Origin of the sequence: Methanococcoides sp. LMO-2 (genome assembly GCF_038432375.1) — an archaeon.
Lineage (GTDB): Archaea > Halobacteriota > Methanosarcinia > Methanosarcinales > Methanosarcinaceae > Methanococcoides > Methanococcoides cohabitans.
On the sequence record NZ_JBCAUS010000007.1, the window covers coordinates 139,785 to 165,988 of the forward strand.

A 26,204-nucleotide genomic window follows, 5' to 3' on the forward strand; every position below is an offset into this window, starting at 1 on the left:
TACAAGTTTAACCGACTTGAATAAGGAGAGAATAATAATGGTAGCTATAATTAACAGAGACGAATGTGTAGGATGCGGAACATGCGTAGACGACTGCCCATCCGAAGCAATCTCAATGGACGGCGACAACATCGCTGTAGTAGACAATGATGAATGCCTTGACTGTGGTGCATGTGTGGACTCCTGTCCAACAGATGCTATCACAATGGAATAAGCCTGCTTATTCCATTTAATTTCTATTTTCCATTTCTATTTTTCATATCGCTTTTTTGTGTTGCTTTTCCAATTGTCCTTTAACCGGTCTTACTGCAGACACCCTACAATTTAAAGCATGGTGGCTCATTTAATGGATAGGGAACACTAGCTTTTTTGAACCGCAAGTCAAAAGAAAGCCAGAGTTCTTTTTTGTTATGCCGATAGATTTAAACCGTTGACAGCATTAGGAGGGAAGATCATCATGTTAATCGTATTATCAGTAGGCGGATCCATACTCGCAAAGGACCTGGACCCTGAGCATTTTGCTGCTTATGCATCAGCACTCCGGGAACTGGGAAAGGAACACAAATTAGTGATAGTAACCGGTGGCGGTGTTGCTGCGAGGGATTACATAAACGTTGCAAGGAAAGTAGGAGCCAACGAAGTAGTTTGCGATTTCATTGGAATTGACATAACAAGGCTCAACGCCCAACTCCTGATAGCAGCTCTTGGAAAAGACGCATATCCGGAACCTCCGACCAGCTACAAGGAAGCTGAGTCTGCAATCGCATCTGGTAAGATAGTGGTAATGGGCGGAGTTATTCCGGGCCAGACCACCGATGCGGTCTCCGCGGTCCTTGCCGAATATCTCAACGCGGACATGATGGTTATCGCAACATCCGTTGATGGTGTCTATTCAAGTGATCCAAGGGAAGACCCCGATGCTAAGAAGTATGATGTGATGACCGCAAAGGAACTTGTGAGCGTTGTCATCTCCACTGAAATGAAGGCAGGTTCCAAATCACCTGTTGACCCTCTTGCATCCAAGATAATAGAGCGCTGCAACATCGATACCATCGTAATGGACGGTACCAACCCGGAGGATGTACTTCAGGTAGTGCTTCAGGAAGCTTCTAAAGTAGGCGAGATAAGCGGTGTCCATCTGGGAACACGCATTATCGGCTGACTGCGGAACCAGAAATCCATAAATATCAGATAATGTAGTCTGATCATTACGGGCTATAAAACCACCTTGTGATGGAAAACTTAACAAATCCATCGCAGGGAAGCACCTTTTTTTGGAATATTTTTATATAATAGCGTTGTACAATGTATATTAATACATATATGTTTGAGGTTAAATATACAGTCTAATTACAACATTCCGTGAAAATATGGCTGGATTCAGTGACAAGTTGAAGAGCCTTACAAATGGTATTCTTCGAAAAAAAGGGAACAGCGGAACAGGATCTCCATTCGATTCCCAACCATCTCCATTCGGTGCACCGCAATCTCCTTTTGCAGCAGGCCCTCCTGATTTTGGTGATGCCACTGGTTTCCCCGGAGGAGCACCTTCGGGACCACCGGGAGGTTCGCCTTTCGGAGCACCAGCTTCACCCCCCTTACCGCCGGGAATGAGCGGGCCGGGCATGGATAAAGATCCAGAGCTGGAACCTGTTGATAATAAGCAGATAAATGAGAATACTGAAAAGATCAAGGCGCTTGAAACAAAGCTCTCAAAGGTGGATACTGCCATTTCCACAGTACAAAGAGAGAGCCAGAGTGTGAAGACAACGGTCGAGAAGATAGACCAGAGCGTACTGGAACTGCTCTCACTTTACGAACTCGTTTCAAATCAGGTAAATCCCTTTGTAGGGGATGAGCTTGGAGGCCGTGCCACCATTGAACGCTTTGACAAGGCTGAAAAAAGGATATCTGAAGTTGCTGATTTTGTAATGATGTTACAAAATGAGGTTGAAGGGCTTAACCAGAGCCTCCAGATGCCGGGCCTTCCTGTAGAAGCTGAAGAAAAAATAGATGATATAACCACAAAGATGGACGTCTTTGCGGATTCTCTTGTTACACTCCAGGAAAGTGTCACCGAGATCTCACAGCAGGTCCATGATGCATATGAAAGGCAAAAGCAACTTGATATAGACATCGTGGATATCGCACATACAACAAGCACTTTTGCAGGCAGGATCGATGAACTTGAGAAGATCGACCTTTCCGAGCTGAAGAAAGAGCTTGAAGAATCCATCCTGAAAAGATCACAGCAAAATGATAGCTCCAAACCGGGTCAGACCGATGAGTTCGGAGAACCTACAGGCGAAGGAAAACAGGCAGGAGAAAGAAATCCACTGGTACGTCTGGATTCCATAAAGAAGAACCCGATGAGTGTCGTGGTGTTGTTGAACTGGATCGAGTTCCTGATGGAAAGGGTAGGCAGGAACAACCTTATGGACGCTCTTGATTATTATGTTGATATTGGCTGGATAAGTGAAGAGGTCAGATCAGAGATCATGGCCTATGCCAGAGGAATAGACTACTATGTGGAAAAACCCACATGGAGGCTTTTGCCGGAAGACCACACAAAGTCACTCCTTTTCATCGAAAGGCTTTGCGGACGCAAGATCGACAGGAACATGCTCAGTATGATCGACAGGGAGATGGCGAAAGTGAAGCATGGCCTGGAGGAACTTTATGGGATTTGAGACCACTGTCGTCATATCCATATTCTTTGTTTCGGTCCTTGTCCTGGGGACAAACTCTTACGCTGTGATGAGCAGTTCAAATGATATCGTCAGTGATGCTGAGGACATCAGGTATGAAATGCAATATAACAAGCTGAACAGTGCAGTGACCCCGGTTTCGATGAACTTCGACAACGAAAGTTCCATATTAACGGTAGAGATAACAAACTCAGGGAAAATTGTCCTTGATTCTGATGAGATCAGCATACTTGTTGATGGTTATCTCTTAAATTACGATTACTACCCGGAGACTTTAAAATGGTATCCGGGAGAAACAAAGATCTTCGCAGTCGAAGATCCGGACGGTTCAACCAATAAAAGAGTGAAGGTCGTCACAGACAGCGGCGTAACCGGCTACATAGGTGGAGTTCCGAGCAGTGGAGATGGCACAATCCCGGACATTGACTGGGATATTGAACCACCGGAAACCGAACCGGAAGATTTCATTACCATCGATATGGTGGGAATAAACAATAAGAACTCACAATTGGTGATACAGGCAACAAACCATGGGACAAACACCCTCTATGCGGATGAGCTAAGCATACTGGTGGAAGGCAGGGTCAAACTCTATAGCTATTCCCCCGATACAAGAACATGGTTCCCCAGAGAAACTAAAACATTCATAGTGGAAGGAATTTCAGGAACTACCCATACAAAAGTTGATCTCATCACCGACACGGGAATATCTGCAACATTCAGTGGAGTTCCTGAAAAAATAAAGGATAATAATTGAACATTGATTTTATAAATAATCGGATCAGAAAAAGGTGTACAGATGGCATTCCTAAAAAGGTCAGAAGGGTCCAGCTTTACCAGGAACGGGGAAGCTGAGACTGCAATTTCCCACATGATATTTTTCATAGCTGCCATAGTCATTGCTATGACAGTCATAGTGGTAATGTCCTCAAATGTCCAGTCCCTCACAGGTGCCACTGCTTCAAGCAGCAAGGTACTATCAGAGCAGATAAAGACAGATATAACCATCATCAGTGATCCTGAGGCAGTACCATACAACACAACCTTAAAAGAATACACATTCTATGCCAAGAACACCGGCCGGACAAATCTGGACACCGAATACCTTGATATGTTCATAGATGGACTGCTTATAGATCACGGTGAACTGGAAATGATCCTTCCTGAACAGGATGTGCTCTGGCGACCCGGGACCACTCTTGAGATCAGGATGAAGGCCGAAAATCAAATGACTGAGGGAGATCACAGGATACTGATAGCTGCAGAAAACGGGAAATCCGACTCAATGGATTTCAGAATAACATGGGTGTAATATGTCAGCGATCCGCTCTTTTGAAATTCCCAGGGATGAGTTCAATGGAAAGCTTGGCGGAGGTTTTCCCGCCGGCTCCCTCGTAGTGATAGAAGGAGGTAGCGGAGGAGGAAAAAGCACCATCTGCCAGCGCATTACCTATGGCATGATCGAAGAGGATACAAGTGTTACTTTCATCTCAACGCAGCTGACAACAAAGGGTTACATCAACCAGATGTACTCTCTTGATTATCCCATCGCACCACATTTGTTGAAAGGAAGGTTACTCTATATCCCGGTAATCCCCCTTGTACAATCTGCAAAATCAAGGATCGATTTCATTGAAAGATTAATGGGTGCGGAAGAACTGTTCGAGAAGGATGTCATAGTGATAGACACAATATCCTCCCTCATAAAATACAGTGCAAACGCTGAAAAGAGCCTGGACCTGATCTCTTTCTTCAAAAAGCTTAACGGAATGGGGAAGGTAATAATCCTTACAATTGAACCCAGTGAACTTGGAGACGAACTGGCGTCAATGTTCCGTTCATCCTGTGACATTTACATGTCACTTCGTTCAAAAGCAATGGGTGCTGAGGTTAAGCGTACAGTTATCGTAAACAAGTTTACCGGAGCAAAAGGTCCTGTGGGACAGATGATAGGTTTCAGGATCGAACCAAAAGTAGGACTGGTCGTCGAGATAGCATCCGTTGCGTAAAAAGATAAGCTGAGGTATATTAAGTGGAAGCTGAGTATCAAAAAGCATTACAAAGGAACCCTCATCTGGGAGTGTACATTCAGGACTTTGTAAACAGGACAGGCAATAACCCTGAGTTCGTGACCAGCCTCTCAAAAGATATACAGGACGATGAGTACATCAACCTGTTACTCCCTGTGGGAGATCCTGTTTTCATTCACCTTTACGGAACTCCCGAAATGGGGGAGATCGGATACTATACAATAGAACCTCCACTCAATGACCTTGAGAAGGCAAAATACGATGCCATCATGGACATAATCCTTGAAAGGTCTGCAAGCGAACCTGTGCCAAAGAACGAAGAAAAACTGAAGGAGTTGATCGCAAAGCTCCTGAACGAAGCAGTTGATATCGGAGCAGGAGGGCAGATCTCCAGTGATGAAAAAGTAAGCATTATCGAGAAGCTCATTCCCACACAGAAGAAGATCCCTGTTACCCAGCAGGAATTCAATAATCTGCAGTATCACATCGAGAGGAACATCATCGGTTCCGGGCCTATCGAGCCAATTATCAGGGACCCTCACCTTGAGGATATACACAGTATCGGCGTAGCCGGAGTATTTATCGTCCACAAGATCCTGGGCATGATGAAGACCGACCTTTCTTTCGGAAATGAGGAAGGTCTTGACCACTGGCTCAGGAGCATGAGTGAGAGGATAGGAAGACCTGTGAGCGATGCCAGACCGATCGCCGACGGTGCCCTTCCTGACGGGTCACGTATCAACATCATTTACAGTCTTGACGTCAGTAAACGTGGAAGCAGTTTCACCATGCGTAAGTTCAGTGAGGTACCGGTGAGTATCATTGAACTTATCATGTGGGGAGCCATCAGTTGTGAGATGGGGGCTTACATGTGGATGTGCCTTGAAAATGGTATGAGCGTTTTCTTCAGTGGTGAGACCGCAAGTGGTAAGACCACAATGCTGAACGCATGCCTCGCTTTTGTCAACCCGAAGTCTAAGATATTCACCGCAGAGGATACTGCTGAGGTCCAGCCACCCCAGCCCGTTTGGCAGCAGTTGATCACCCGTGAGGACGGACCACCTGACTCCAGGGTCGATACCTTCGCACTTCTGAAGGCAGCTTTGAGATCCAGGCCGAACTACATCATCGTTGGTGAGATTCGTGGTGAAGAGGGAGCTGTGGCTTTCCAGGGTATGCAGACCGGTCACCCGGTAATGGCAACTTTCCACGCATCCGCTGTTACAAAGATGATCCAGCGTCTTACCGGTGATCCTATCAACGTCCCGGTCACTTTCATCGATAACCTCAATGTGGCAATGATCTTGCAGGCAGTATACCGGAAAGGAAAATTCCTCAGACGTTGCCTTGCCATCGAAGAGATCGAAGGATACTACGAGGACGCAGGCGGAGTAGTCACAAGGGCTGTCTTCCAGTGGGACCCGGATACCGATACCCACAATTTCAGGGGCCTTAACAACAGCTTCATCCTTGAGAACAAGATCGCTACCAAGCTCGGATATGAAGATAAGAGACAGATATACAATGACCTTATGCTCAGGGCAAGGATACTGGAAGAAATGAAAGAAAGAGGAATCAAGGACTACTACGATGTCCTGGAGATCGTTATCAACTTCTACAAGTATGGTGTTGAAGGACTGCCTTTTGCAATTTGAGGAGAAGATAAATGGACTTTAAAAAGGCGTTCAATGCACTGGAAATGGAACCAAAGGCCTATGCTAAAAAGGTAGCTTTGCCAGTGGTCGCCTTTGGATTCATATTCTCGATCCTTATATACACATTATTGCCCGACCTTTTTACCGGAAGTACTCAGATGATCCCGGCACTCATACCGGTGATATGTATAGGCTTTGCTTTTTACTACCCGTTCACGGCACTTGGAGGCAAGGCTGCCCAGATTGATAACAACATGCACTACTACATCACACAGATGGGTGCAATATCCACTGCGGAAACACCGAGACTGGATATCATAAAGATCGTTTCCAAAAATGAGAGCTACAAGTTCCTGGCAAAAGAAAGTGAAAAGATATACAACCTTGTAACTGTCTGGAACATGAGCCTCTCGGATGCATGCCGTTTCGCATCAAAGAGGACACCTTCTGTCCTTTATGAGGATTTCCTGGACAGGTTTGCACACGGTCTTGAATCCGGAGAGGATATCAAGGCATTCCTTGCAGCAGAACAGAATGTCGTGATGAACGAATATGAATCAATGTACAACGGTGCCCTCTATGCAATAGAGGTCATCAAAGAACTGTTCGTCTCCCTGATCATGGCATTGATCTTCCTTGCATCTTTTGCAGTCATCATGCCTGTGATCACCGGAATGGATGCAGTCCTCCTGATGGGAGTGGTGGTGGTTGTTTTCGTGGTAACTGACCTTGTGATGATCACTTTCACTAAATCAAAGGTACCAAAGGACCCTATCTGGCAGCAGACAAAGATACCGACAAAAGCCAAGACAAAATTATACCAGTCGATCCCTATCTCAATTGCAGGATGTATTATCGTTGCTATAGCCGTCATGCTATACGGCAAACTTGAGTTACCCATTGCAGTTGCAGCAATATTGACACCACTGACATACATCGGTCATGTTGCAAAGAAGGTCGAGAAGGATATCAAGCGTAAAGATGAAAACTACCCTTCATTCATCCGCTCCCTTGGAAGTTCTGCAGGTGCAAGAGGCGGACTCATCGATGAAGCGCTTAAATCCTTGAGAATACATGACTTCGGACCACTTACAAAAGATGTAAACTCACTTTTCAAGCGAATAAACACCCGTGTGGACAAGAAAAAGTCATGGGAATTCTTTTCAGCTAACACCGGCAGCAATCTCATACAGAGATTCAGCGCCATGTTCGTTGAAGCCACCAATCTCGGAGGACAGCCGGAAGTTATAGGTGATATGATAGCAACGAACTTCCACCGCATCGTTACCCTGAGAAAAAAGAGATACCAGTCAGCTTCCAGCCTGGTAGGAGTAATGTACGGACTTACAGCAGGTATCGGCTTTACCCTTTACATATCACTGGGAGTCGTTGACCTGATGCAGGACATGTTCACTACTGTCACCATGCCTGATGGAATGGGAATGGGAATGATCCTGAACACGGATATCGGGAACATGGAACTCCTCTCAGCCATGGTATTGTTCATAATGTTAGCTCATTCCCTGATGTCAGCCCTCCTTATCAGATTCGTTGACGGAGGCCATATACTCTGTTCGATGAAGGATTTCGTAATAATGGTATGGATATCCGGCATCAGCGCAGTGTTCACAACATCAGGAGTGGCCTCACTTCTGGGAACCGCGTGACAGGGAAAAGTTAACCTCCGCAAGTCAGGGCCAATGAAATTTAATATTAACTTAATGTAACCTGAGCCGAAGGTCTGTACCTTCAAAATGATATTGTCAGGTCAATTTAGGAAAAGCCATTTCGAGAAATAATGATCAACTAATGGATATCAATTGATCAAAAATAAGGTAAACGGGATGAGATCATCCATCCAGCATGTTGCGAACGTGATCTGCAATTGCCCTGCCAACCTCAATGGTGCTGGCACTCCCGCCAAGGTCAGGAGTGGTGATCTTTTCAGTTATGCACCTTCCTACAGCCTCTTCAACAATATCAGCTTCTTTCTGGAGACCCATCCACTCCAGCATCATCTTCATGCTCAGGATAGCTGCGATGGGGTTTGCAATTCCTTTGCCTGCAATATCAGGACCACTCCCGTGTACCGGCTCAAAGAAAGCATACTTATCGCCGATGTTTGCACTGGGAGCAAGCCCCAGGCTTCCCACAAGGGCAGCGGACATGTCGCTCAGTATGTCACCAAACAGATTGGTAGTGACCACAACATCATACCTTTCAGGATAGGTCATCAAGCTGTAAGCCATGGCATCCACAAGCATGTCCCTATGCCCCACATTCTCGGACTCTGCCACCTCACGACAGGTGTTCAGGAACATGTTGTCAGACTTCAGTACATTGGATTTGTGAACAATAGTAAGATCGTTATGGCGCTCTTTGGCCAGCCTGCAGGCAGTCTTGGCAATGCGCTCGGAACCTTTTCTGGAGACCACCCTTTTGGTATATGACACATCCTCATGGAATTCCTCGATGGATGAATACATACCCTCGGTGTTCTCCCTCACGATCACAAAGTCAAAATCACTCCTGCCGGTCACGCCCGTTACACCAGGAAGCGGCTTGATCGGACGGATGTTCGCATACATATCAAGCTCCTTGCGTATGGTAAGGAGCACGCTCTTGTAATTCGGATCAGGTGGCGTGGTGATCGCTCCGAAAAGAACGCAATCACAGCTCTTCAGCACATCAAGGTCATTGTCATCGATGGCAATACCGCATTTCTCCCATTTCCCGTATCCCAGCTCAAGCGGGACCTTCTCGATGGGAAGACCAAGTACATCAAGGACCTCCACAGCCGCAGGGATGACCTCCCTCCCAATACCGTCTCCTTCGACAATTGCAACTCTCATTTTTTCAGACATAACTCACTTCCTCTTTTCCGCAATGTCCAGTGCAAGGTCCCGGATAGCTTCTGCCACGAAGAACTCGGACGCTCCCCAGTGGACTACGACACCTTCGATACCGTTAATGGTAACCCGGCCTGACTTTTCGGAACGACAGCATCTGGTGATGAAGGGCTTTGTAGGTTCAAATATATCAGACTTGAAAGGACAGATGTTCACCAGTGAATACTCAACATCCGGGAACCTTGTCTCAAAAAGCTTCTTAGATATCTCACAACCAACAAGCAAAGTGCCATCCTCAGTTATTGTATCGCAATCAAGAAACTTGCCTTTGAGTCCGGAACAGGAACATGGGAACACCGTCTTCGGACCCTCGAACTGTGAAAGATCTATAACGTCCTCAGTAAAACGCACTCCAAAGTCCCCGAATATGCCACTCGACTCAAGCCGTCTTACCACATGGGACAGCCAGGAAGGTTCTGGAGGCACCACATCAACGATCTCGATATCTATGATCTCCGACATCGATGGTTCGTGCACGAATGTCACGTGATTGTCCACACCTGTGAAGATAACGGTATTTACACCATCCTTGCACAGGTTCACTGCCGTCTCGATAAGAAGGGCGCGGTCCTTGATGTTCAATTTCTGGTCATACTTTATGACCTGCTCTTTCGCTGCAACCAGCTCAAGTTTTTCCACCTCACGCAAAAGGTCATCGCCCTTCTTTGTTACATGATAGATGGAATATTCGATCTCTTCCTCACCCACACAGTCCTCAACGACCATGTATTCGGAAAGGAAATAGATGATGTTCTCTTCTGCATCATCCGGATGTATGCCGGTCACTCCGACATACTTGTATTCATCTGGAAATATCATGGCCAACGTTATTTGTTCTGTTCTTGTAATTTCTTGCGGTGTTCCACAAGACCACCATCTGTGAGGATCTCAAGCAGGAAGTCCGGAAGCTTGTTACCCTTGAAATCCTTTCCGTTGACACTCACAGTCCCTTCAAGCAGGTCGACCTCAACAATGTCACCTTCGTTGCATTCGATATCAGATTCCATTAAAGGAAGTCCGACATTGATGGCATTACGGAAAAAGATGCGACCGAATGACTTTGCAACAACACAGGAAACCCCAGCATACTTAAGGGCAAGAGCAGCCTGCTCCCTTGAGGAACCGCAGCCGAAGTTGTTACCACCGACCACAACGTCTCCTTTCTCGACCTTTTTAGAAAAATCAGGGTCAATGCCTTCCATTGCATGATCAGCAAATACCTGCATATCAGTGGTCCTGAGATATTTTCCCGGAATGATAACATCCGTGTCAATATCATCGCCAAAAATCCATGCCTTTCCTTTGATCTTACTTTCCAATATTGTCACCTGTGATGTAGCTTTTACTCGATAATATTTGTATGTAGCGGAAAAAGAAAAATTAATGTGACCACTATACCGGAGCGATCAAAGATCCGGAATGGACCTCAGGTATTCCTTCACACTTGGACCGAAATCCTCACTGCAAAGTGCAAAATCAATAACAGCCTGAACATACCCCAGCTTGTCACCGGTATCATACCGTTTGCCTGCGAACTTGTAAGCATAGACCTTCTGCATATCGTTGAGCATACGGATACCATCGGTCAGCTGAATTTCACCACCTACACCTGTGCCGGCATCCCTGATGCAATCGAATATCTCAGGTGTAAAAACGTACCTTCCTATGGCACCAATGTTGGATGGAGCTTCCTCTATAGAGGGTTTTTCCACAATATCCTCCAGGATACAAAGTGACTCATCAAGTGGTTTACCCTTTATGATACCATAGCTGCTGACCTTTTCACTTGGAACCTCTTCCACCGCAATAGTAGAGCACCTGTATTTCTGGAAGACATCGATCAGTTGCCGAATACAGGGAGTGTGATTTACAATTATATCATCACCAAGAAGGACAGCAAATGGATCACCGCTTATGTGCTTTCGGGCGGTCATTATGGCATCACCAAGACCTCTTGGTTCTTTCTGTCTGATGTAATGGATGTCCACCATGGAAGAAATGTCTTCTACCATTTTGAGAAGGTCGTCCTTATGCTTTTCCTTAAGATGCATTTCCAGTTCAGGAGAATCGTCAAAATAATCCTCAATGGAACGCTTACTCCTTCCAGTGACAAATATTATATCATCGATACCTGCAGCTATAGCCTCCTCCACGACATAATGAATCACCGGCTTATCGATTATCGGAAGCATTTCTTTAGGCATGGACTTGGTCACCGGCAGGAACCGGGTCCCAAGACCTGCAGCAGGAATTACAGCTTTTTTGACATCCATTTAAACATCCCTTATTAAGGTCATAATTTTGATATTTATCGATCGTTATTACAAGTTAATTATCAGATTATAAAAGGGAAATCCCATCAAAACATTAGAAAATGCACTGATGGGAGTTGTACAAAATCTGCGCATTAGACCTCTATCACATTTCCGTCCAGTACATCCCTTTCGTCGACATCCACTTCTTCCTGAACATTACCATAGCTTATCTTGTAAGGGCCAACAGGCATGGTGTCGAACTGTGTCTCACCTTCAATAGGACCAAGTGTTGAATATGGTACTGTGAAAGAGTAGGTTCCATCCGAAACTGTCGACTGGGAGTATACGAAGGTCCTTCCGATGTTTGTCAATATGGTCACTGAGATGGTCACGTCCTCGCCTTCAGGCGCTTCGCCGACGATCTGTGCACCCTCAACATACTCGAATATCTTCACATACCCGGTATTTTCAAGAGGAATGTTTCCTTCGAAGAGCGCATTGTACACGTTCTTGTAACCTGTCTCAGCAGAATTTCCGGCAGGAGATTCGTGCACCATACGATACTCTTCCATTCCTCTTGCATCAAAGATATGGAGCCTTGATTCCATGGAATTGAAATATCTTGGCCCGGGAACGGTCTGCACTCCCTGGTCGGTCTGCACAGGAATGTAATAATCAGCTGTATCAAGGGTCCATGCGGTCATGGCATAGAACTTGCCAGTTGCCATCTCAACATCGGACACAATGTACCTTGCACCGGCCTTCTCCGGGTCAGGATGAACTGCCTCAAGAACTGCGGTGGCCTCTTCTTCAGACTGTGCAGTGAAGAATGTCGCTGCACCTGGTTTGTTCTCTTCATCAATGCTGTTCCTTCTGCCACCTATTCCCTGCTGGAATGGATTGGCATTCGGAATCCGGTGACCGATCACCTCAATCCAGTGGCCGTAGTCCCACCAGGACATCACGCCATATGCGGTGTCGGGATACTGGTAGCTCTCACCTTCTGCGGGCGTTTCATAGCTTTCGTAGTAATCCAGTCCTGGATCAGGAGTGTTTGAGTCAAGCCACATGCTAGCTTCGATCCAGTATCCATTGGGTCCTCCTGTATACTGTGACTGCTTCATTGACATGTCATAGGATGGATACATGAAGACCAGCAGTATGACAAGAACTGATAGTATAGGCCATATCTTAATGCTTTTAATGTCGAACTTATCCTTTAGTTTGATCTCATCAAGAAGATCCTTCCAGCCTGCAAGATCCAGGATCTTGATACCAACATAAGCAGACAGGATGGCAGCGTTCACTGAATAGTAGTATGCAAAACGGTTCTGCTGGAGCATGGCCCAGATGATCATGAAGGTCCAGACAAGCAGGAATGTCCTTTCAGGAGTGTTGTTCTTCTTGAATGCCTCATAACCGAGGTAGATTATTGCAATGAGTGAGATGTAGCCCATAGTTGTGAAGTTGCCCCAGAAAGGAGCAATGGAGAACTGGCCACCTACGGAGAGGAGGGGGGAGGCTTCAGCGATTGTGAGGCCGCCCCCTGTGCGCATGAAGTAGCTTGCTAAACTTGATATTAAGCCATAGATTGATGGTGAAAGTATCTTTGCGAACACAATCCCTACAATGGAAAGTGATGCTATTGAGATCGGGTAGTAATATTTTTTGAGATCTCTTTTGTTGAGTTCAATTGAAATAAGGGTGAAAATGGGGAATGCTATGGTTCCGGCGAAGAGACCTTTTATCAGGAGACCTCTGGAAGAAAGATTCGGAACCATTAATACCATTAGCAAAGCAATACCAAAAATAATAACGCCGCCGACTGCGAGATAATCGGTCGAGCGATTATGCATGTGATCTATTATATGCTGCACTGTGATGTAGATGCCAAGAATAAAACTGAAGAATACTGCTCCATACCATGCGAGTGAGTAAGCGCCCAGTGACACTCCTGCAAGTATAAAATACGCGAGTGCAGGTCTTAATTCAGCAAACTTCCCGGCCCTGATGCTTTCAAAAGTAAATGGGTGTTCACGACCGACCTTCAATGCCATTATCAGGAACATGGCAACAATGGTGGTTAGGAGGGTCTCTGCTATGTGGTGGTCATTGAACCCGATCATAGACCTTGAGAGAAACTGCCCCGGTGCAATCGCAATTAGCAAAGCTGCAAGCAAACCGACCCTGCGATCGAACAGCCACTTGGCTACGAAGTATGTTGGGATCACTACTATTGCACCAAGAAATGCAGGGTAATATGCACAAACCTTGTAGATCAGATCCTGATCCGGGTTCCCAAAACCGAGGATCCAGATGATCGAAGATAATACCAGATCGAACAGGGGTGCAAAGATCTGACGAGTACCACTTGGATACTGTGTGTAGGCATCGAACCACAGTATATTAGGGAAATTGTGCACAATGGATTCTACGTTTCGCAAGTGATACCATGGATCATTTCCGCCAAAACGTACGAAACCGTTTGACAGGAATACACTTGCTTTGGGTATGGTTCTGATATATAATGCAACCAGGAATGAGATAAGCACCCCTGCAATGTAAGGTAAGGATCTAGTAATTTGGGTTTTTTTGTTTTCACCGGTCATATGCTTCACTCGCATTAAGTGCATATTGAATATTTTAAACAATGAAGAGATAGATAACATAATGCAGGTATCTACCCTATATTAAAGGGAACTTTCTTTTAAATTTGCAATGTATTAATTCATCATTCGATATATAACTATTATCGAACAAACTACCATATATTGCAATTGGATTGTTACAAACTAGAGATAATAGACACTGACATACACAATTAATTACGTCATTGGTTTTTTTGTTTCAAAATAACGTTCTTTTTGTGAGAAAGCCCGGTCACAAAACGTTTCCCAAAATTAACCAGATACCTCGTATTCTTATCTCCAAGTATCCTATTTAAAACTGGATAACAAATAGCCCACGCATATGAGATGAGCCAGGGGATCGTGACAACCTTTAAACTATGAGTTCGCCTTGCTCTGGCAGTTTCCTTAACAAGGTTAGTACAGTTGGCAGTGACACCACCGGTTTGCATTCCAGCTACAATCAGTCCATTTACAAAAAGAGCATCTCCACCTTCCTTAAAGACCCTGATAAGTAACTCATAATCCCCTACGATCCTATAAGATTCATCGAACTTTCCATATGTTTCAAACAGGCTGCGGTGGTGGAACATTCCCTGATGCGTAAAAGTACATACCCCATCTTCAACAATACCATTCCATGTATAATCCCATGGATTGCCATCGACACAACATATCTCATCAGCTGCTGTTACTCTTGCAACCTGCCCATAGACCAGTTGAATATTTTCGGATGCACCCTTCATCAGATGTGATGCCATCTCCTGAAATACGCTATTCTTCCAAAGATAGTCGTCAGATCCCAAAAAATAGATCCATTCCCCACTGACATGGTCCAGTGCCTTATTCCAGGCATTGTAAATTCCAGTATCTGGCTCTGATTTCCAGTAAGCTATCTTGTCGTTGTTTCTTTTTAGGATGTCTACAGTATCATCTGTAGAACCCCCATCAAGAACTATAAGCTCCTTATTGGGATAAGTCTGATCGAATACACTATCAATACAACGCTGTAAGGTCTTGTCACCATTATACACGGCCACAATTACGGAGATCAGTGGTTGTGAGGTCATTTAATTCGCCATTGGATCCTTATGACTTTTATATCATCATTGAATATAGCATTGAATATTCCATCAGTTATTATGTACTATTATGCCGGTTCATTTCCACTTTTGTACCACTCATATGTTTCCGTAATTCCGTCCTTGAGCGATATCCTGGCTTCCCATCCAAGTCCGTTCAGCCTGCTAACATCCAGCAACTTCTGAGGAGTACCATCCGGTTTTGATGTATCATAAACTATCTCACCCTCATATCCCACAATATCTCCTATGAGCTCAGCAAGCTCCTGAATAGTGATATCTTTTCCAACCCCGATATTAACGAACTCACCTACATCGGACTCATCATAGTTCTCCATAAGATGAACACAGGCATCCGCCATATCATCAACATGCAGGAACTCACGCCTCGGCAGGCCTGTGCCCCAAATCACGATCTCTGGCTTACCCTCTACCTTTGCCTCATGGAACTTGCGGATGAGTGCAGGCATCACATGAGATGATTCAAGATCGAAATTATCATTCTGCCCGTAAAGGTTTGTTGGCATGACAGACATGAAGTTTGTCCCATATTGCTGATTATAGTGCTTGCAAAGTCTTATCCCGGCGATCTTTGCTATTGCATATGCCTCGTTTGTAACTTCAAGTTCCCCGGTAAGCAGATATTCTTCCTTCATGGGCTGGGGTGCAAACTTTGGATATATGCAGGATGAACCAAGGAAAAGAAGCTTTTTGGCACCGTAGGTATAGGCAGCATGGATGACATTTGCCTCGATCATGATGTTCTGGTAGATAAACTCTGCAGGATACGTGCTGTTTGCAAGGATACCACCTACTTTAGCTGCTGCTAGGAAGACGTACTCTGGTTTCTCTGATTGGAAGAACTCATTGACTGCTTTTTGATCTGTCAGATCGAGTCCATTATGTGTTTTACATAGCAAATTAGTATAACCATTTGATTCCAGTTTTCTCTTTATAGCTGAACCAACCATACCCCTGTGACCAGCAATAAAAATCCTGCTATTCTTATCCATTAAAAATCCTCAATCAGTATTAATTATAATTCTGAATATAAATCTGCATATTTTTTGGCAATCGATTTTAGTTCAAAATTCTTTTCTACATACTTTCTGGAAGCTTCACTTAAGTATTCCTTTCTTTGATCCTGCTCAACAACCCACTCTATACCTTTTGCCAGATCATCCACATCAAAGGGTTTTGCCAGATACCCATTTTCTTTGTGCACGATCATGTCTGACATCCCACCAATATCAAAAGCTACCGATGGAGTTCCACATGCAAGAGATTCCATGATCGTATTTGGTAAATTGTCCTGTACAGATGGTGCTACAAAAACATCAGCTGCAGAGTATATTGAATTTAGCATGTTATCCGGTAATCTGCCCATATAATTTATTGGAATATCCAATTGATCACCATCATCCGAATTCCCAAACACGATGGCTTCAAAATCAAACTCATCAGAAAGCATACCTACTGCAGATCTTAAATATTGAAAACCTTTTCTTTTATCCCCTGTGGAGTTCAATGCCCCAAAAAGAATCAAATTCTTGTCCAAAGGTAATTTTAAAGCTCTTCTGGCTTCATCCTTTGAAACCGGTTTGTATTTTTGAAGATCAAGGCCATTCGGGATCACTTCGATTTTCTTATCCTCAAATAAAGAACTGGAACTTGCACAATTCGCCAGCCAACGGCTGGGTGTAACAACAGTAAAATCCAGATCAGCCCAATATTTTTTCTTGCGTTTCCAGACCCAATTACTCAGATCATTTCCTTTACCAGAACTAAGTTGTGGACATGTACCACACTTATTTTTGTAACCATCACATGTACCATTATAGTGACAGCCGCCGGTAAAAGCCCACATATCATGCAGAGTCCACACAAGAGGTTGCTTTATTTTAGCAACTTCCTGAACAGGAACAAAACCCTGACATATCCAGTGGAAATGTACAACATCAGGATGTATCCGGTTAATTTTCTTGTGTATATTGTGAGGTAGCCACTGTGGACTCCAATCCATTTGCTGGAAATTATGATAATCGTAATATGCTAAAGGCAATCGATCTACAAGATAACGTGCAACAGCCATTAGATTCCAGCTAGATGACCTTGGACCTTTTATATTTGTCTTTGGACCTATTACAGAATTATCAGTACTCGTTTTTTTCTGTACTAACATTCTTGATTCAACACCAATTTCCTGAAGTCCCTGATGTAACCTGTAAGCTGCTCGAGCTGCACCACCCTGGAGGTCAGAAGTATTGATGAGAAGAGGTTTCATATTTTTCACAAATTTAATACTAGTTAGTAGCATAAGGATTTGTTAAATCATATATAACTCTTGGGTTAAAATGGGATTGTTCAGGACATTGATTTTGCAAGTTCCACTTTTTTTATAAATAGTAGTACACCATATTACAGATTTAATAGTACTATTTATAATCGCAAATATAAAAAATAAATACTGTGAGCTATAAAGAGGGGGAATAATGAGCCAATTATTAAAAAATATTTTTTTAAAATTTTACGAACTAATTAAATTTAGGATTTACAAGAATAATCTTGCTAATTGCCAAATCGAATATTTAGGATCTGATTATGGTGGGTGGGCATTTTGTCCTGTAAACATCGATGAGAATAGTATTGTTTATTCTTTTGGCATTGGTGAAGATATTTCTTGGGATGAGGCTTTGATTAAACAAAAAAATGTAATAGTTAATGGATTTGATCCTACCCCAAGAGCAATTGAATTTGCAAAAAATAAGAATATAGATAAATTTGTAATTCACCCGAAGGGTATTGCTTCATCAAATGGGTACATGGACTTTTTCCCTCCAAAAAATCCAGACCATGTGTCACACTCTTTGGTGGCAAAGAACAATAGTTCAGATGAAGCTATAAAAGTAAAGGTTGAAACAATCGACACAATAATGGAGGAATTAGGTCACAAAAAGATCGATATTCTAAAGATGGATATCGAGGGCTCAGAATATGAAGTCATAGCAGACATGCTCAATAAAAGAATTTATCCTGAACAATTACTAATAGAATTTCATCATCGTTTTGAACCTTTCACCATAGATGAAACTATTGAAACTATCAACAAATTAATTGAAAACTCATATAAGATCAATTACATTTCTAAGAACAATCAGGATTTTTCGTTTATCAGAAAACTCGACTGATCAATGAAATAAAAGGGTCGATAAATTTGCCAAATCTGTGATGACAAACATAAAACATTTTTTTAAACAAATTTCCAGTCTGAAAATCAGAATAGGATTTTACAATCCTATTATCAGGAATTATTGCATCAGGGAATGCAATTGTGCTTGTTTTTTGCTTATTGATCTGGACATCATATCTTCCATCAGCAGAACAATGAACCCCACTGCCATCATGCCCTATATTCATTATCCTGGACCTCACCGGATTTATGGAAAGCCCATCATGCATAATTATGTTGATAGCCCAAAAAACAGCCCACGAATCGATCTTGCCTTCGATCTGCCATTTTAACATTGTATACAAATCCAACCCTGCACGATCTACTTTTTTCTTTATTGATATTGAACTATCAATTGTCTTTAGTATCCCGGAATCCTTGGAATAGTATTTCCATGCCCTTCTCCAAGTACCCCATCCCCATGATGAAAAGCGGTAAGAGAAATATATGTCGTAAGTATAATCATCTGGTATCATGATTGGGGGAGCATAACCACTCACATTCATTATTCTTTCATCAGATTCATAATTATCAAGGCAAATGTTCATGAACTGTAAGAAATCCTGAGAAGGATAACAATCATCCTCTAAAACAATTATACGATCATGCTTCTGCAATACATAATTTATACCATCTACAAGAGACCTTGCCAACCCTTTATTGCACTCATTCTCAATGATTGTGACATTTTCCAGTTCATAAGAATGGATTAATTCACGTGTCGATCGAACAGAATCCAAATCCTTTTCGCTCTTTGCTCCATCACAGAAAACATAAAGTAAGCTTTCTGTAAATCCAGGATTTGTCACAAGACTTTCAAGTGTCCTGCGGGTGTGATTACGTCGATTGTATACGAATAAGGCTATTGGAGCAAGTTTCATATTAGACCTTGTTGATTACCACTAATGTTTTCTCATTGATTCTAACTTATGATTGCTGATCATAATATGGAAATTAAACAATTATCCCTTCAATTTTGTAATAATGAAGAATATAAGCTTATCATCTTTTTGTTTTGCACATCTGATGAAAAAAAAGCTTTTGCTCTCGACTTTCCAGACTGTCCCATCATGTATCTAAATTTTTCATTATCTAGTAGTTTAATAATTTGTGCCACAAAACATTCTATGTCATCGGGTGGACAGATAAAACCAGTTTCACCATTTATAACTGATTCAGGTAAGCCACCAACATCGGATGTAACACAGGGTAATCCATGTGCCATAGCTTCTACAACTGATATTCCATGGCTTTCGAGTAGACTTGGCTGGAAATAGATAGTGCTCTGTTTATACAAGGATTCTACGTTGCTTTGATGTCCTATGAATTTAATGCCTTCTAACCCCATCTGTTTCACTATATAGTTACATTCTTCCAGAAGATTTCCTTCTCCTGCCCAGATGAATTCAATTGGTATATCTGGTCTTTGTCTAATTACTTCTTGGGCTACTCCTATCCATATTTTTGGGTTTTTGTACCATATGACATGTCCTAATGTTAGAACTCGGTAAATGTTTGTATTTTCATTCTGGATATGGCCTTCAACAAAACATTTTTTGCTCACAGAATTGTAAATTACTTTAATATAATCGCTTTTTTGTGCAGGCACCCATAAGTCTAGAATCTGCTTTTTTGAATATTCTGAAACCGTAGTTAGCATTTTATTACGATTTAAAAAAATCCTCAAAAACGTTTTTTGTATACTGCTAAGACATATTATCTTGGTCCATAAAGGATAGGTATGAAAGGTATAAATAAACTTTACAGGAAATAAAATCAATCCTATGAACATACCAGGAGTACCATTTGATACTACTATCATATCTGGATTTTCTTTAATGTAGATCGGCAAAATTGAAATGATATCAAAAAGAAGGTTCACTGGAAAATAACGCAGGAATCTCATAAAACCTTTATCTCTTGAAGGAATTATATGGAATCTGCACTTGTAACACTCTAAGAGAGACTTTATTTCATCATCCAACTGATTTCTGCACAGTGCAATTGAAACTTCATAGCCCTGTGAAGAATAAAAGTTAAGCAAATAATAAAAATAATTGCGTGTACCTCCGGATGAGCTGAATTCCGGAACCAACAATAATTTATATTCATCAGACATTTCTACTCGTTTAGGCTATTAAGGATTTAGCAAGTATATATACATGCTTATAAAAAATACTATGCTTTCTTAATGGCGAATTCCAGTAAATTGACCATGTATTTAACCCCAATCCTGCAGCTGCTCTACATATGAAAAACCATCTTTCAGCAAGAACACGAGTAAATTGTGGTTCGGGATAAAAATGTGTTTTTGAATTTGCTTTTTGAAGTTTTAAGAGCCATTCATTAGCAAACAAAATAAAATCATTTGACGCTTCAAATTTCCAACCTCCTATTTTTTGGTGCATTTGTTTTTCTTCATTTGAAGGCAAAACATGCATTTTTTTAAGTTGTCTTTCTTGTATGTTCCAAACAGATGATTTTTGATTAAGTACATTTATTTTAGAGGTTTGATTATCATGAATACGGTAGTATGTCAAAAATTTAGGAATGTTTGTTATTTTATAACAACCAGAAAGACGCTCCCATAAATCATAATCTTCTGCAGGAGGATAGTTCAAGTCAAAATGTTGATTCTACCCAATAAATAATTTTTTTCTTAGCATAACTGATGAAGTCGCCAATGGATCATCAAAAAGCATTCGACCGCGTATAAAATTAGGATTTGTGGGATAACGCCATTTGTGAGTCACTTTAGTACCAATCGTTTTCACCCATGTTCCACAAATTCCTACATCGGGATGACTATCCAGTAATTTTACTTGCTTCTCTAATCTTAATGGATGACTTATGTCATCAGCATCCAACCATGCAATATATTCGCCTTTTGCTTCATAGATGCCTTTATTTCTTACTTTTGCCAAACCACTATTTTCTTCATTATTAAGTAATCTAATGCGCGAATCATTGTGTGATTCAATAATTGCTTTACTTTTATCATTTGACCCATCGTTTATAATCAAAAGTTCAAAGTTTTTAAATGATTGATTCAAAATACTTTCGATAGCATCTTTCAGATATTTTTCTGCATTATATACAGGCATAATAACTGATACTTTAAAATCTTTCAAATTGCTCAACCTCTTTAATGCTATCTAGGTCATTTCGTTTTGTAAATGTAATATCAATTTCCTGATGTGCACTTTCGTTTACAAAACCATAAAGTGCACGATAATCGATTTGCATTCCATGATTCCACTGATTTAATAAATAATCTTGGTGAATTGTTCCATGTATATTATCATTAGTATCTTGAACTTTATTCATTGGAATGTTAATAATTTTTGATTTCTTGTAGCATACACCATATCGATGTTTGAAATACCTAAGTTGTTTCTGTAAATTGCTCTCAAATGTGTTAGGAGAATTAAAATTTATACTCTTTGCAAGAGCAATTATTTCACGTGTTAAAAAAAGATTGCCATCTACTGATAATGGATATGCCCAATCCAACTCTCCATCTTCCCATTTCCAACAAAGTTTATCTGAATCTTGGATTATATCTGAAATGAATGGTGGTAATTGTTGTTCTTTCTGTAAAGTGTATGCTCTTTTTAAGTTTGCTCCTAAGCGAAGAGATATGATTGTAGTTCGAGGATCAAACTTTGCGAAATCGAACACATCCATATCTTCGATAAATATAATGTCATCTACTAAAAAGAATACCTTTTCAGCTTTTATGGATTCAAGGATTGTGATAAGCTGCTTTTTAAAAGAACCTTTGTCTTTTTGAGAAACTGGAAAAATCTGCTTCTCATCAAAAAGAGAAAAAACACTATCATAAGCTTTTTGATGAGGATTTGATGATGCTCTGTATAAGACATGCACTGGAACTGACGGGGTTACTTTCTCAAAGTAAGACGAAAGTAATGCGTGAAGTTGAATTGCCCTATCCATAGAAAAAATAATACATTCAGCTGGGTGTTCATTATTGGTTTTATGTGGAGTTGTATAAACATCAACTAATTTTTTACAAATACAATTTTCTTTCTTAACAATAATGAAATTTAGACTTAACAGTAGTACATTAATAAATCGAACAATCAAACCAATACATTTTTGGATAGCAGAATTAATAACACTCATAAGAAGTTTTAATATTGCCATATTATTCCCTTTCACCCTTTTTTAAACCAAAAACATCCACACGATAATTTTGTTTATTGCCCATATTATCTCCACCTTCCAATATTAAACCACGCTTTCAAAACGCTTAGTAACAATATTAAAGCAAATACTTATAACTTGAAATTTTAAAAGAGTTATTTTAAGCTATCGTTATATTGAGTCTACACAAATGTTTAAGATTAATTTATGTCATCTAAATTTTTTAGATCTATTTAAAAGTAATCATAGGGATATGCTTTAGACATTTATTGGCTTTGTAGAAATCCTCACTATAACTAAAAACACAATCTTGACAAATCTCTCAAGATTGTGCAATATCACTTTGAATTTGACTTCCTTTACCTGATTTCTATACTTTCTTGCTCACAAATTCTCCCCATATTTCCTCATCAAATTCATTTAACATCTTCTTTCGATATCTTCCTCTCTCGTTGTCTTAATGGAACAACTGCTATTGACCTGAGTTTTTCTCTTGTCAGCTCATGGATAGTTTCAGAATCATATGCTTTATCCATCACATAATAGAGTGATCTCCTGTTACGATGACAATGCAATAGCAATGTTTTTGCATGCTTAGCATCATGAACAGGTTTCCCGGAGATCTTTTATCCAGTAATCACAAATCTGTGAACATCAACTGAAATACTTGTTTTGACATAACTTCTTCTCCATTTTTGATTCTCTAGGAGTAATAGTTACTACAATAACCACTTGTAAAACCAGTTGAATCAATACCATTAACGTCAATTGACTCGCCATTTTTGTAAAATAGGTCCAATGTTCTCTTAAAGATATGATCAAGTATTGCAGAATAAATTCTAGTAACGAACTTTTGAAGTGTTGTAAAATGGGTTACCTTATCCAATTCAAATTTTGATTGAATAGAATCCATTAATTCAACGATCTCAACAAAATCTCGATAATCTTCTCCTAAATACTCATTGAACAAAACCAATGTCAATAGCTGATGTTGTGTATATGTTTGTTTTGAGTATTTGCAACTGTAGAGTGGAAAGTGTGAATATCGTGTTACTTGCAATGCTATATCAATAAAATTTAAGTACTTGTTAGACAAAACACAGTCATATCCTTGTGTTTTTGTTGGCAAACAGTCACAGGTGACTTATTCTTATAAAAAATGTAGTGACTCAGTTGAGGTTAGAGAAGAGGATTTCTACAGAGCCCATTTATTTGGGATTTAAGTATGAATTTATCAATATAGAAAATTATCCTAGAATTTTATTGGATAAACTGATTGAAAATTCTCTCAATTTCACCATAAACTCTATCATCAAACTTTAACAACAATATTCCATAAACCATTCCCCCAATAAAAACCGCAATTATAGCTAACCAAACATTTGAAAGTGGTATTATCAACCTATATACACCAACAATCATTCCCATAAGAAGGGATGCTTTCAGTATATTGAAGAAAGTACTATATTCAAATTTGATTTGTATTGTTGTTGCCAACATTTTCCGCGCTAGAATTCCATTTATCCCAATTGTAGTCAAGGTGGCTATTGCGGCACCTACAATACCGACCAAAGGGATAAGTATCGCATTCATAACAATATTTAAAGTAGCTGCAATGGATGTAACTTTAAATGCTTTCTTTTGCATGTCCAGAGCACTGAGGTATGCCAAAAAGAAAAGTTGAAACACACTTATTATTTGGGTCATGCACAAAATTACAAGAACAGGATAACCTTGAACAAACTCATCCCCATAAAAATAATAGAGTAATTTGTCACCAACCACAACTCCCCCTATACAAATAGGCATAGCTATAAGAAGTGCATATTTGATAGCTTCGGAAAGAGAACTCTCAACTAATCTTATTTCTCCTGTTTTCCCCCACCGACTTATTCTGGGCCAGAGTGTAACCTGCATTGAAGTGGTTGCTAATGCTGCAATGGATGTAAATTGGACCGCCACTCTGTATATACCTATATCTGAATTACTCAAATAATAACCAATCATGATTGTGTCTGCATATGAATAGAGCATAACACCACTTGATGTCAAAAATAACCAAAATGAGAATGAGGATAGGTTTTTCACATGGCGCCATTTAAAAGGAGTTAGTCGTAGATCAAAGAAACGCAACTCTATAATAGTAGCAACGATCATCCCAATGACAAAACCACCTGCCAAACCTGCGATACCGTACCCAAAAAACACTGCGATTACTTGAGTAAAGATGCGGGCAATTTCATTGATAAAACAACATGTTTCCCGTATACCGACCTTTGCAAGCCCTGCAAGAGCATTATTCAATGGTCCATAAAAGAGTGATACGGCTAAAGCTATTAACAACCAATTAAAGATGTCCTCATCATTCAGATCTGTAAAATGGCCTTTCAATGTAAGTAAACATAGAATAACTGTGATTAAAAAGAGAGAGCGCAATACAAAAAATGCACTGAAATAAGCATTCTGTTCTTTTCCTTCGCTAATACGTTTGATTGCAGCCCCACCAAGTCCCCCATCACTAAACAAATTAATTACACCAAAATATGCCGTGAAAAGAAAATAAACACCCAAAATCCCTGCACCTACTGTATGAGCAAAGTACATAGTGCTCAGGAAACCAATAAATGTCAGTGAGATTTTCCATACAAAAGAGATGAGACTCTGGCGCCGTATTGGTTCAACAGACATCACTCGAGAGAAGATTGTATTGAGGTTAAGCATAAATGACATCTTTTAGTGGTATATTTAACAAGTTAAGTCGCCTAAGATTGCCATATTAAAATTATCTTACTCAAGCGATATGAACTATTTCATTCAATTGCCATTCCAAAAATCAATAAATGTTCCCACGTAACATTCCACGAGCCGCCAATTTCAAGCCATTTAAAACAGTACTTTTATTAGCACGACAATACTCATCCCACCTTTTGGTAACTAGGCCTTGGAAAAAAGCTTTAATATGCTTACTATTTTGATCTGGAAAGATGTAAATTACATCTTCAAAAATCAACAAATCCCAATTTGTTGGGACAATATCCAAAATATCACCCAATGAAGGCCAATTCAAAATTTTGTGTGGTAATGGAGGAGGTGCTAAAAAGAGTCTTGCATCATCTATTAAGATAATATGATTTTTGTCGTGGCTAAATATTATGCTAAGCTCTTCTAAAAGTGGACATTCATCATTTTCACCGTAAGTATCGCCACCACTCCAATGTGCATCAAGCCAAAAAAGTATATTGTCATTATTTTCAAGAATTTTGTCTAAGTGATTTCTGGTATCTCCTTTAAGTAAAAATATATTATTAATTGATTTCAGACTTCCTTCAGCTAAACTAAACATTGCATCTGATTTTTCTATTGTGTAAACCAGACTAAATTTATCACTCATTTTTTTTGCAGTTGTACCTTTGTATGTCCCCCCTTCCACAAAGACATCCAGATTCAAGTTATCTCTCAAGTATTCTACTTCATTTTCTGGAACACCTAAATTAACTAAACCCATTCAATCACCTTAAATTAATTATAAACATAATACCTAC

24 protein-coding genes and 1 pseudogene are annotated in these 26,204 nt (G+C 40.8%); 9 read left to right on the forward strand and 16 right to left on the reverse strand.

Annotated features, from left to right (window positions below; all coding sequences use genetic code 11):
* The first annotated feature begins 37 nt into the window (after positions 1-37).
* The 8 genes from WOA13_RS10650 (at position 38) to flaJ (ending at position 8,060) form a co-directional block, all read left to right on the forward strand.
* Positions 38-214: a 4Fe-4S binding protein gene (locus tag WOA13_RS10650; protein WP_048206138.1), complete on the forward strand. Its 177-nt coding sequence runs from the start codon at positions 38-40 to the stop codon at positions 212-214.
* A gap of 243 nt (positions 215-457) precedes the next feature.
* Complete coding sequence (pyrH, locus tag WOA13_RS10655) at positions 458-1,162, forward strand: UMP kinase (RefSeq protein ID WP_342127883.1); 705 nt, start codon at positions 458-460, stop codon at positions 1,160-1,162.
* A gap of 208 nt (positions 1,163-1,370) precedes the next feature.
* Positions 1,371-2,690, forward strand: a complete 1,320-nt coding sequence (locus WOA13_RS10660) for a FlaD/FlaE family flagellar protein (RefSeq protein WP_342127884.1) — start codon at positions 1,371-1,373, stop codon at positions 2,688-2,690.
* Positions 2,680-3,465, forward strand: coding sequence for a hypothetical protein (locus WOA13_RS10665; protein WP_342127885.1), 786 nt, complete (start codon positions 2,680-2,682; stop codon positions 3,463-3,465). The genes WOA13_RS10660 and WOA13_RS10665 overlap by 11 nt, the downstream gene beginning before the upstream one ends.
* 42 nt (positions 3,466-3,507) lie before the next feature.
* Positions 3,508-4,020 (forward strand): archaellum stator protein ArlG, encoded by a 513-nt coding sequence (gene arlG / locus WOA13_RS10670; RefSeq protein WP_342127886.1) that lies wholly within the window; start codon positions 3,508-3,510, stop codon positions 4,018-4,020.
* Position 4,021: 1 nt separating this feature from the next.
* Complete coding sequence (gene arlH / locus WOA13_RS10675) at positions 4,022-4,717, forward strand: archaellum protein ArlH (RefSeq protein WP_342127887.1); 696 nt, start codon at positions 4,022-4,024, stop codon at positions 4,715-4,717.
* Positions 4,718-4,740: 23 nt separating this feature from the next.
* A complete protein-coding gene (locus WOA13_RS10680) occupies positions 4,741-6,393 on the forward strand; it encodes a type II/IV secretion system ATPase subunit (protein WP_342127888.1) in 1,653 nt (550 codons plus the stop codon).
* An 11-nt stretch (positions 6,394-6,404) separates the two neighbouring features.
* Complete coding sequence (gene flaJ, locus WOA13_RS10685) at positions 6,405-8,060, forward strand: archaellar assembly protein FlaJ (protein ID WP_342127889.1); 1,656 nt, start codon at positions 6,405-6,407, stop codon at positions 8,058-8,060.
* 183 nt (positions 8,061-8,243) lie between these two features.
* On the opposite strand, the gene WOA13_RS10690 is transcribed toward flaJ, so the two are convergent.
* The 8 genes from WOA13_RS10690 to WOA13_RS10725 all read right to left on the reverse strand — a co-directional run bounded on the left by WOA13_RS10690 (position 8,244) and on the right by WOA13_RS10725 (position 17,550).
* Positions 8,244-9,245 (reverse strand): isocitrate/isopropylmalate family dehydrogenase, encoded by a 1,002-nt coding sequence (locus WOA13_RS10690; RefSeq protein WP_342128032.1) that lies wholly within the window; start codon positions 9,243-9,245, stop codon positions 8,244-8,246.
* Positions 9,246-9,260: 15 nt separating this feature from the next.
* Positions 9,261-10,121: a DUF7714 family protein gene (locus WOA13_RS10695; RefSeq protein WP_342127890.1), complete on the reverse strand. Its 861-nt coding sequence runs from the start codon at positions 10,119-10,121 to the stop codon at positions 9,261-9,263.
* Positions 10,122-10,129: 8 nt separating this feature from the next.
* On the reverse strand, positions 10,130-10,624 hold the full coding sequence (locus tag WOA13_RS10700; RefSeq protein WP_048206547.1) for a LeuD/DmdB family oxidoreductase small subunit: 495 nt from the start codon (positions 10,622-10,624) through the stop codon (positions 10,130-10,132).
* A gap of 84 nt (positions 10,625-10,708) precedes the next feature.
* Positions 10,709-11,575 (reverse strand): UTP--glucose-1-phosphate uridylyltransferase GalU, encoded by an 867-nt coding sequence (gene galU, locus WOA13_RS10705; protein WP_342127891.1) that lies wholly within the window; start codon positions 11,573-11,575, stop codon positions 10,709-10,711.
* 134 nt (positions 11,576-11,709) lie between these two features.
* On the reverse strand, positions 11,710-14,109 hold the full coding sequence (locus WOA13_RS10710) for an oligosaccharyl transferase, archaeosortase A system-associated (protein WP_342127892.1): 2,400 nt from the start codon (positions 14,107-14,109) through the stop codon (positions 11,710-11,712).
* A gap of 278 nt (positions 14,110-14,387) precedes the next feature.
* Positions 14,388-15,254, reverse strand: a complete 867-nt coding sequence (locus WOA13_RS10715; RefSeq protein WP_342127893.1) for a glycosyltransferase family 2 protein — start codon at positions 15,252-15,254, stop codon at positions 14,388-14,390.
* A gap of 80 nt (positions 15,255-15,334) precedes the next feature.
* The gene (gene fcl, locus WOA13_RS10720) at positions 15,335-16,279 is read right to left on the reverse strand and encodes a GDP-L-fucose synthase (protein ID WP_342127894.1); all 945 of its coding nucleotides are present in this window, start codon (positions 16,277-16,279) and stop codon (positions 15,335-15,337) included.
* A gap of 23 nt (positions 16,280-16,302) precedes the next feature.
* On the reverse strand, positions 16,303-17,550 hold the full coding sequence (locus tag WOA13_RS10725) for a glycosyltransferase family 4 protein (protein WP_342127895.1): 1,248 nt from the start codon (positions 17,548-17,550) through the stop codon (positions 16,303-16,305).
* Between the two features lie 208 nt (positions 17,551-17,758).
* Between WOA13_RS10725 and WOA13_RS10730 the strand changes: the two genes are divergently transcribed.
* Positions 17,759-18,454, forward strand: coding sequence for an FkbM family methyltransferase (locus tag WOA13_RS10730; RefSeq protein ID WP_342127896.1), 696 nt, complete (start codon positions 17,759-17,761; stop codon positions 18,452-18,454).
* Here the strand turns inward: WOA13_RS10730 and WOA13_RS10735 are convergent.
* The 8 genes and pseudogenes from WOA13_RS10735 to WOA13_RS10770 all read right to left on the reverse strand — a co-directional run bounded on the left by WOA13_RS10735 (position 18,438) and on the right by WOA13_RS10770 (position 26,167).
* Positions 18,438-19,376, reverse strand: coding sequence for a glycosyltransferase family 2 protein (locus tag WOA13_RS10735; RefSeq protein WP_342127897.1), 939 nt, complete (start codon positions 19,374-19,376; stop codon positions 18,438-18,440). The genes WOA13_RS10730 and WOA13_RS10735 overlap by 17 nt on opposite strands.
* A gap of 89 nt (positions 19,377-19,465) precedes the next feature.
* Positions 19,466-20,614 carry a glycosyltransferase family 4 protein gene (locus tag WOA13_RS10740; protein ID WP_342127898.1) on the reverse strand — a complete coding sequence of 383 codons (1,149 nt, stop codon included), beginning with the start codon at positions 20,612-20,614 and terminating at the stop codon, positions 19,466-19,468.
* 10 nt (positions 20,615-20,624) lie between these two features.
* On the reverse strand, positions 20,625-21,116 hold the full coding sequence (locus WOA13_RS10745) for a hypothetical protein (RefSeq protein ID WP_342127899.1): 492 nt from the start codon (positions 21,114-21,116) through the stop codon (positions 20,625-20,627).
* 15 nt (positions 21,117-21,131) lie between these two features.
* Positions 21,132-21,626: a glycosyltransferase family 2 protein gene (locus WOA13_RS10750; protein WP_342127900.1), complete on the reverse strand. Its 495-nt coding sequence runs from the start codon at positions 21,624-21,626 to the stop codon at positions 21,132-21,134.
* Positions 21,613-22,662, reverse strand: coding sequence for a hypothetical protein (locus tag WOA13_RS10755; protein WP_342127901.1), 1,050 nt, complete (start codon positions 22,660-22,662; stop codon positions 21,613-21,615). Before WOA13_RS10755 ends, WOA13_RS10750 begins: the two co-directional genes overlap by 14 nt.
* 258 nt (positions 22,663-22,920) lie before the next feature.
* A pseudogene (locus WOA13_RS10760) lies at positions 22,921-23,758 on the reverse strand (IS5 family transposase).
* Between the two features lie 164 nt (positions 23,759-23,922).
* Positions 23,923-25,350, reverse strand: a complete 1,428-nt coding sequence (locus WOA13_RS10765; RefSeq protein WP_342127902.1) for a flippase — start codon at positions 25,348-25,350, stop codon at positions 23,923-23,925.
* Between the two features lie 145 nt (positions 25,351-25,495).
* Positions 25,496-26,167, reverse strand: a complete 672-nt coding sequence (locus tag WOA13_RS10770; protein ID WP_342127903.1) for a hypothetical protein — start codon at positions 26,165-26,167, stop codon at positions 25,496-25,498.
* Between the last annotated feature and the right edge of the window lie 37 nt (positions 26,168-26,204).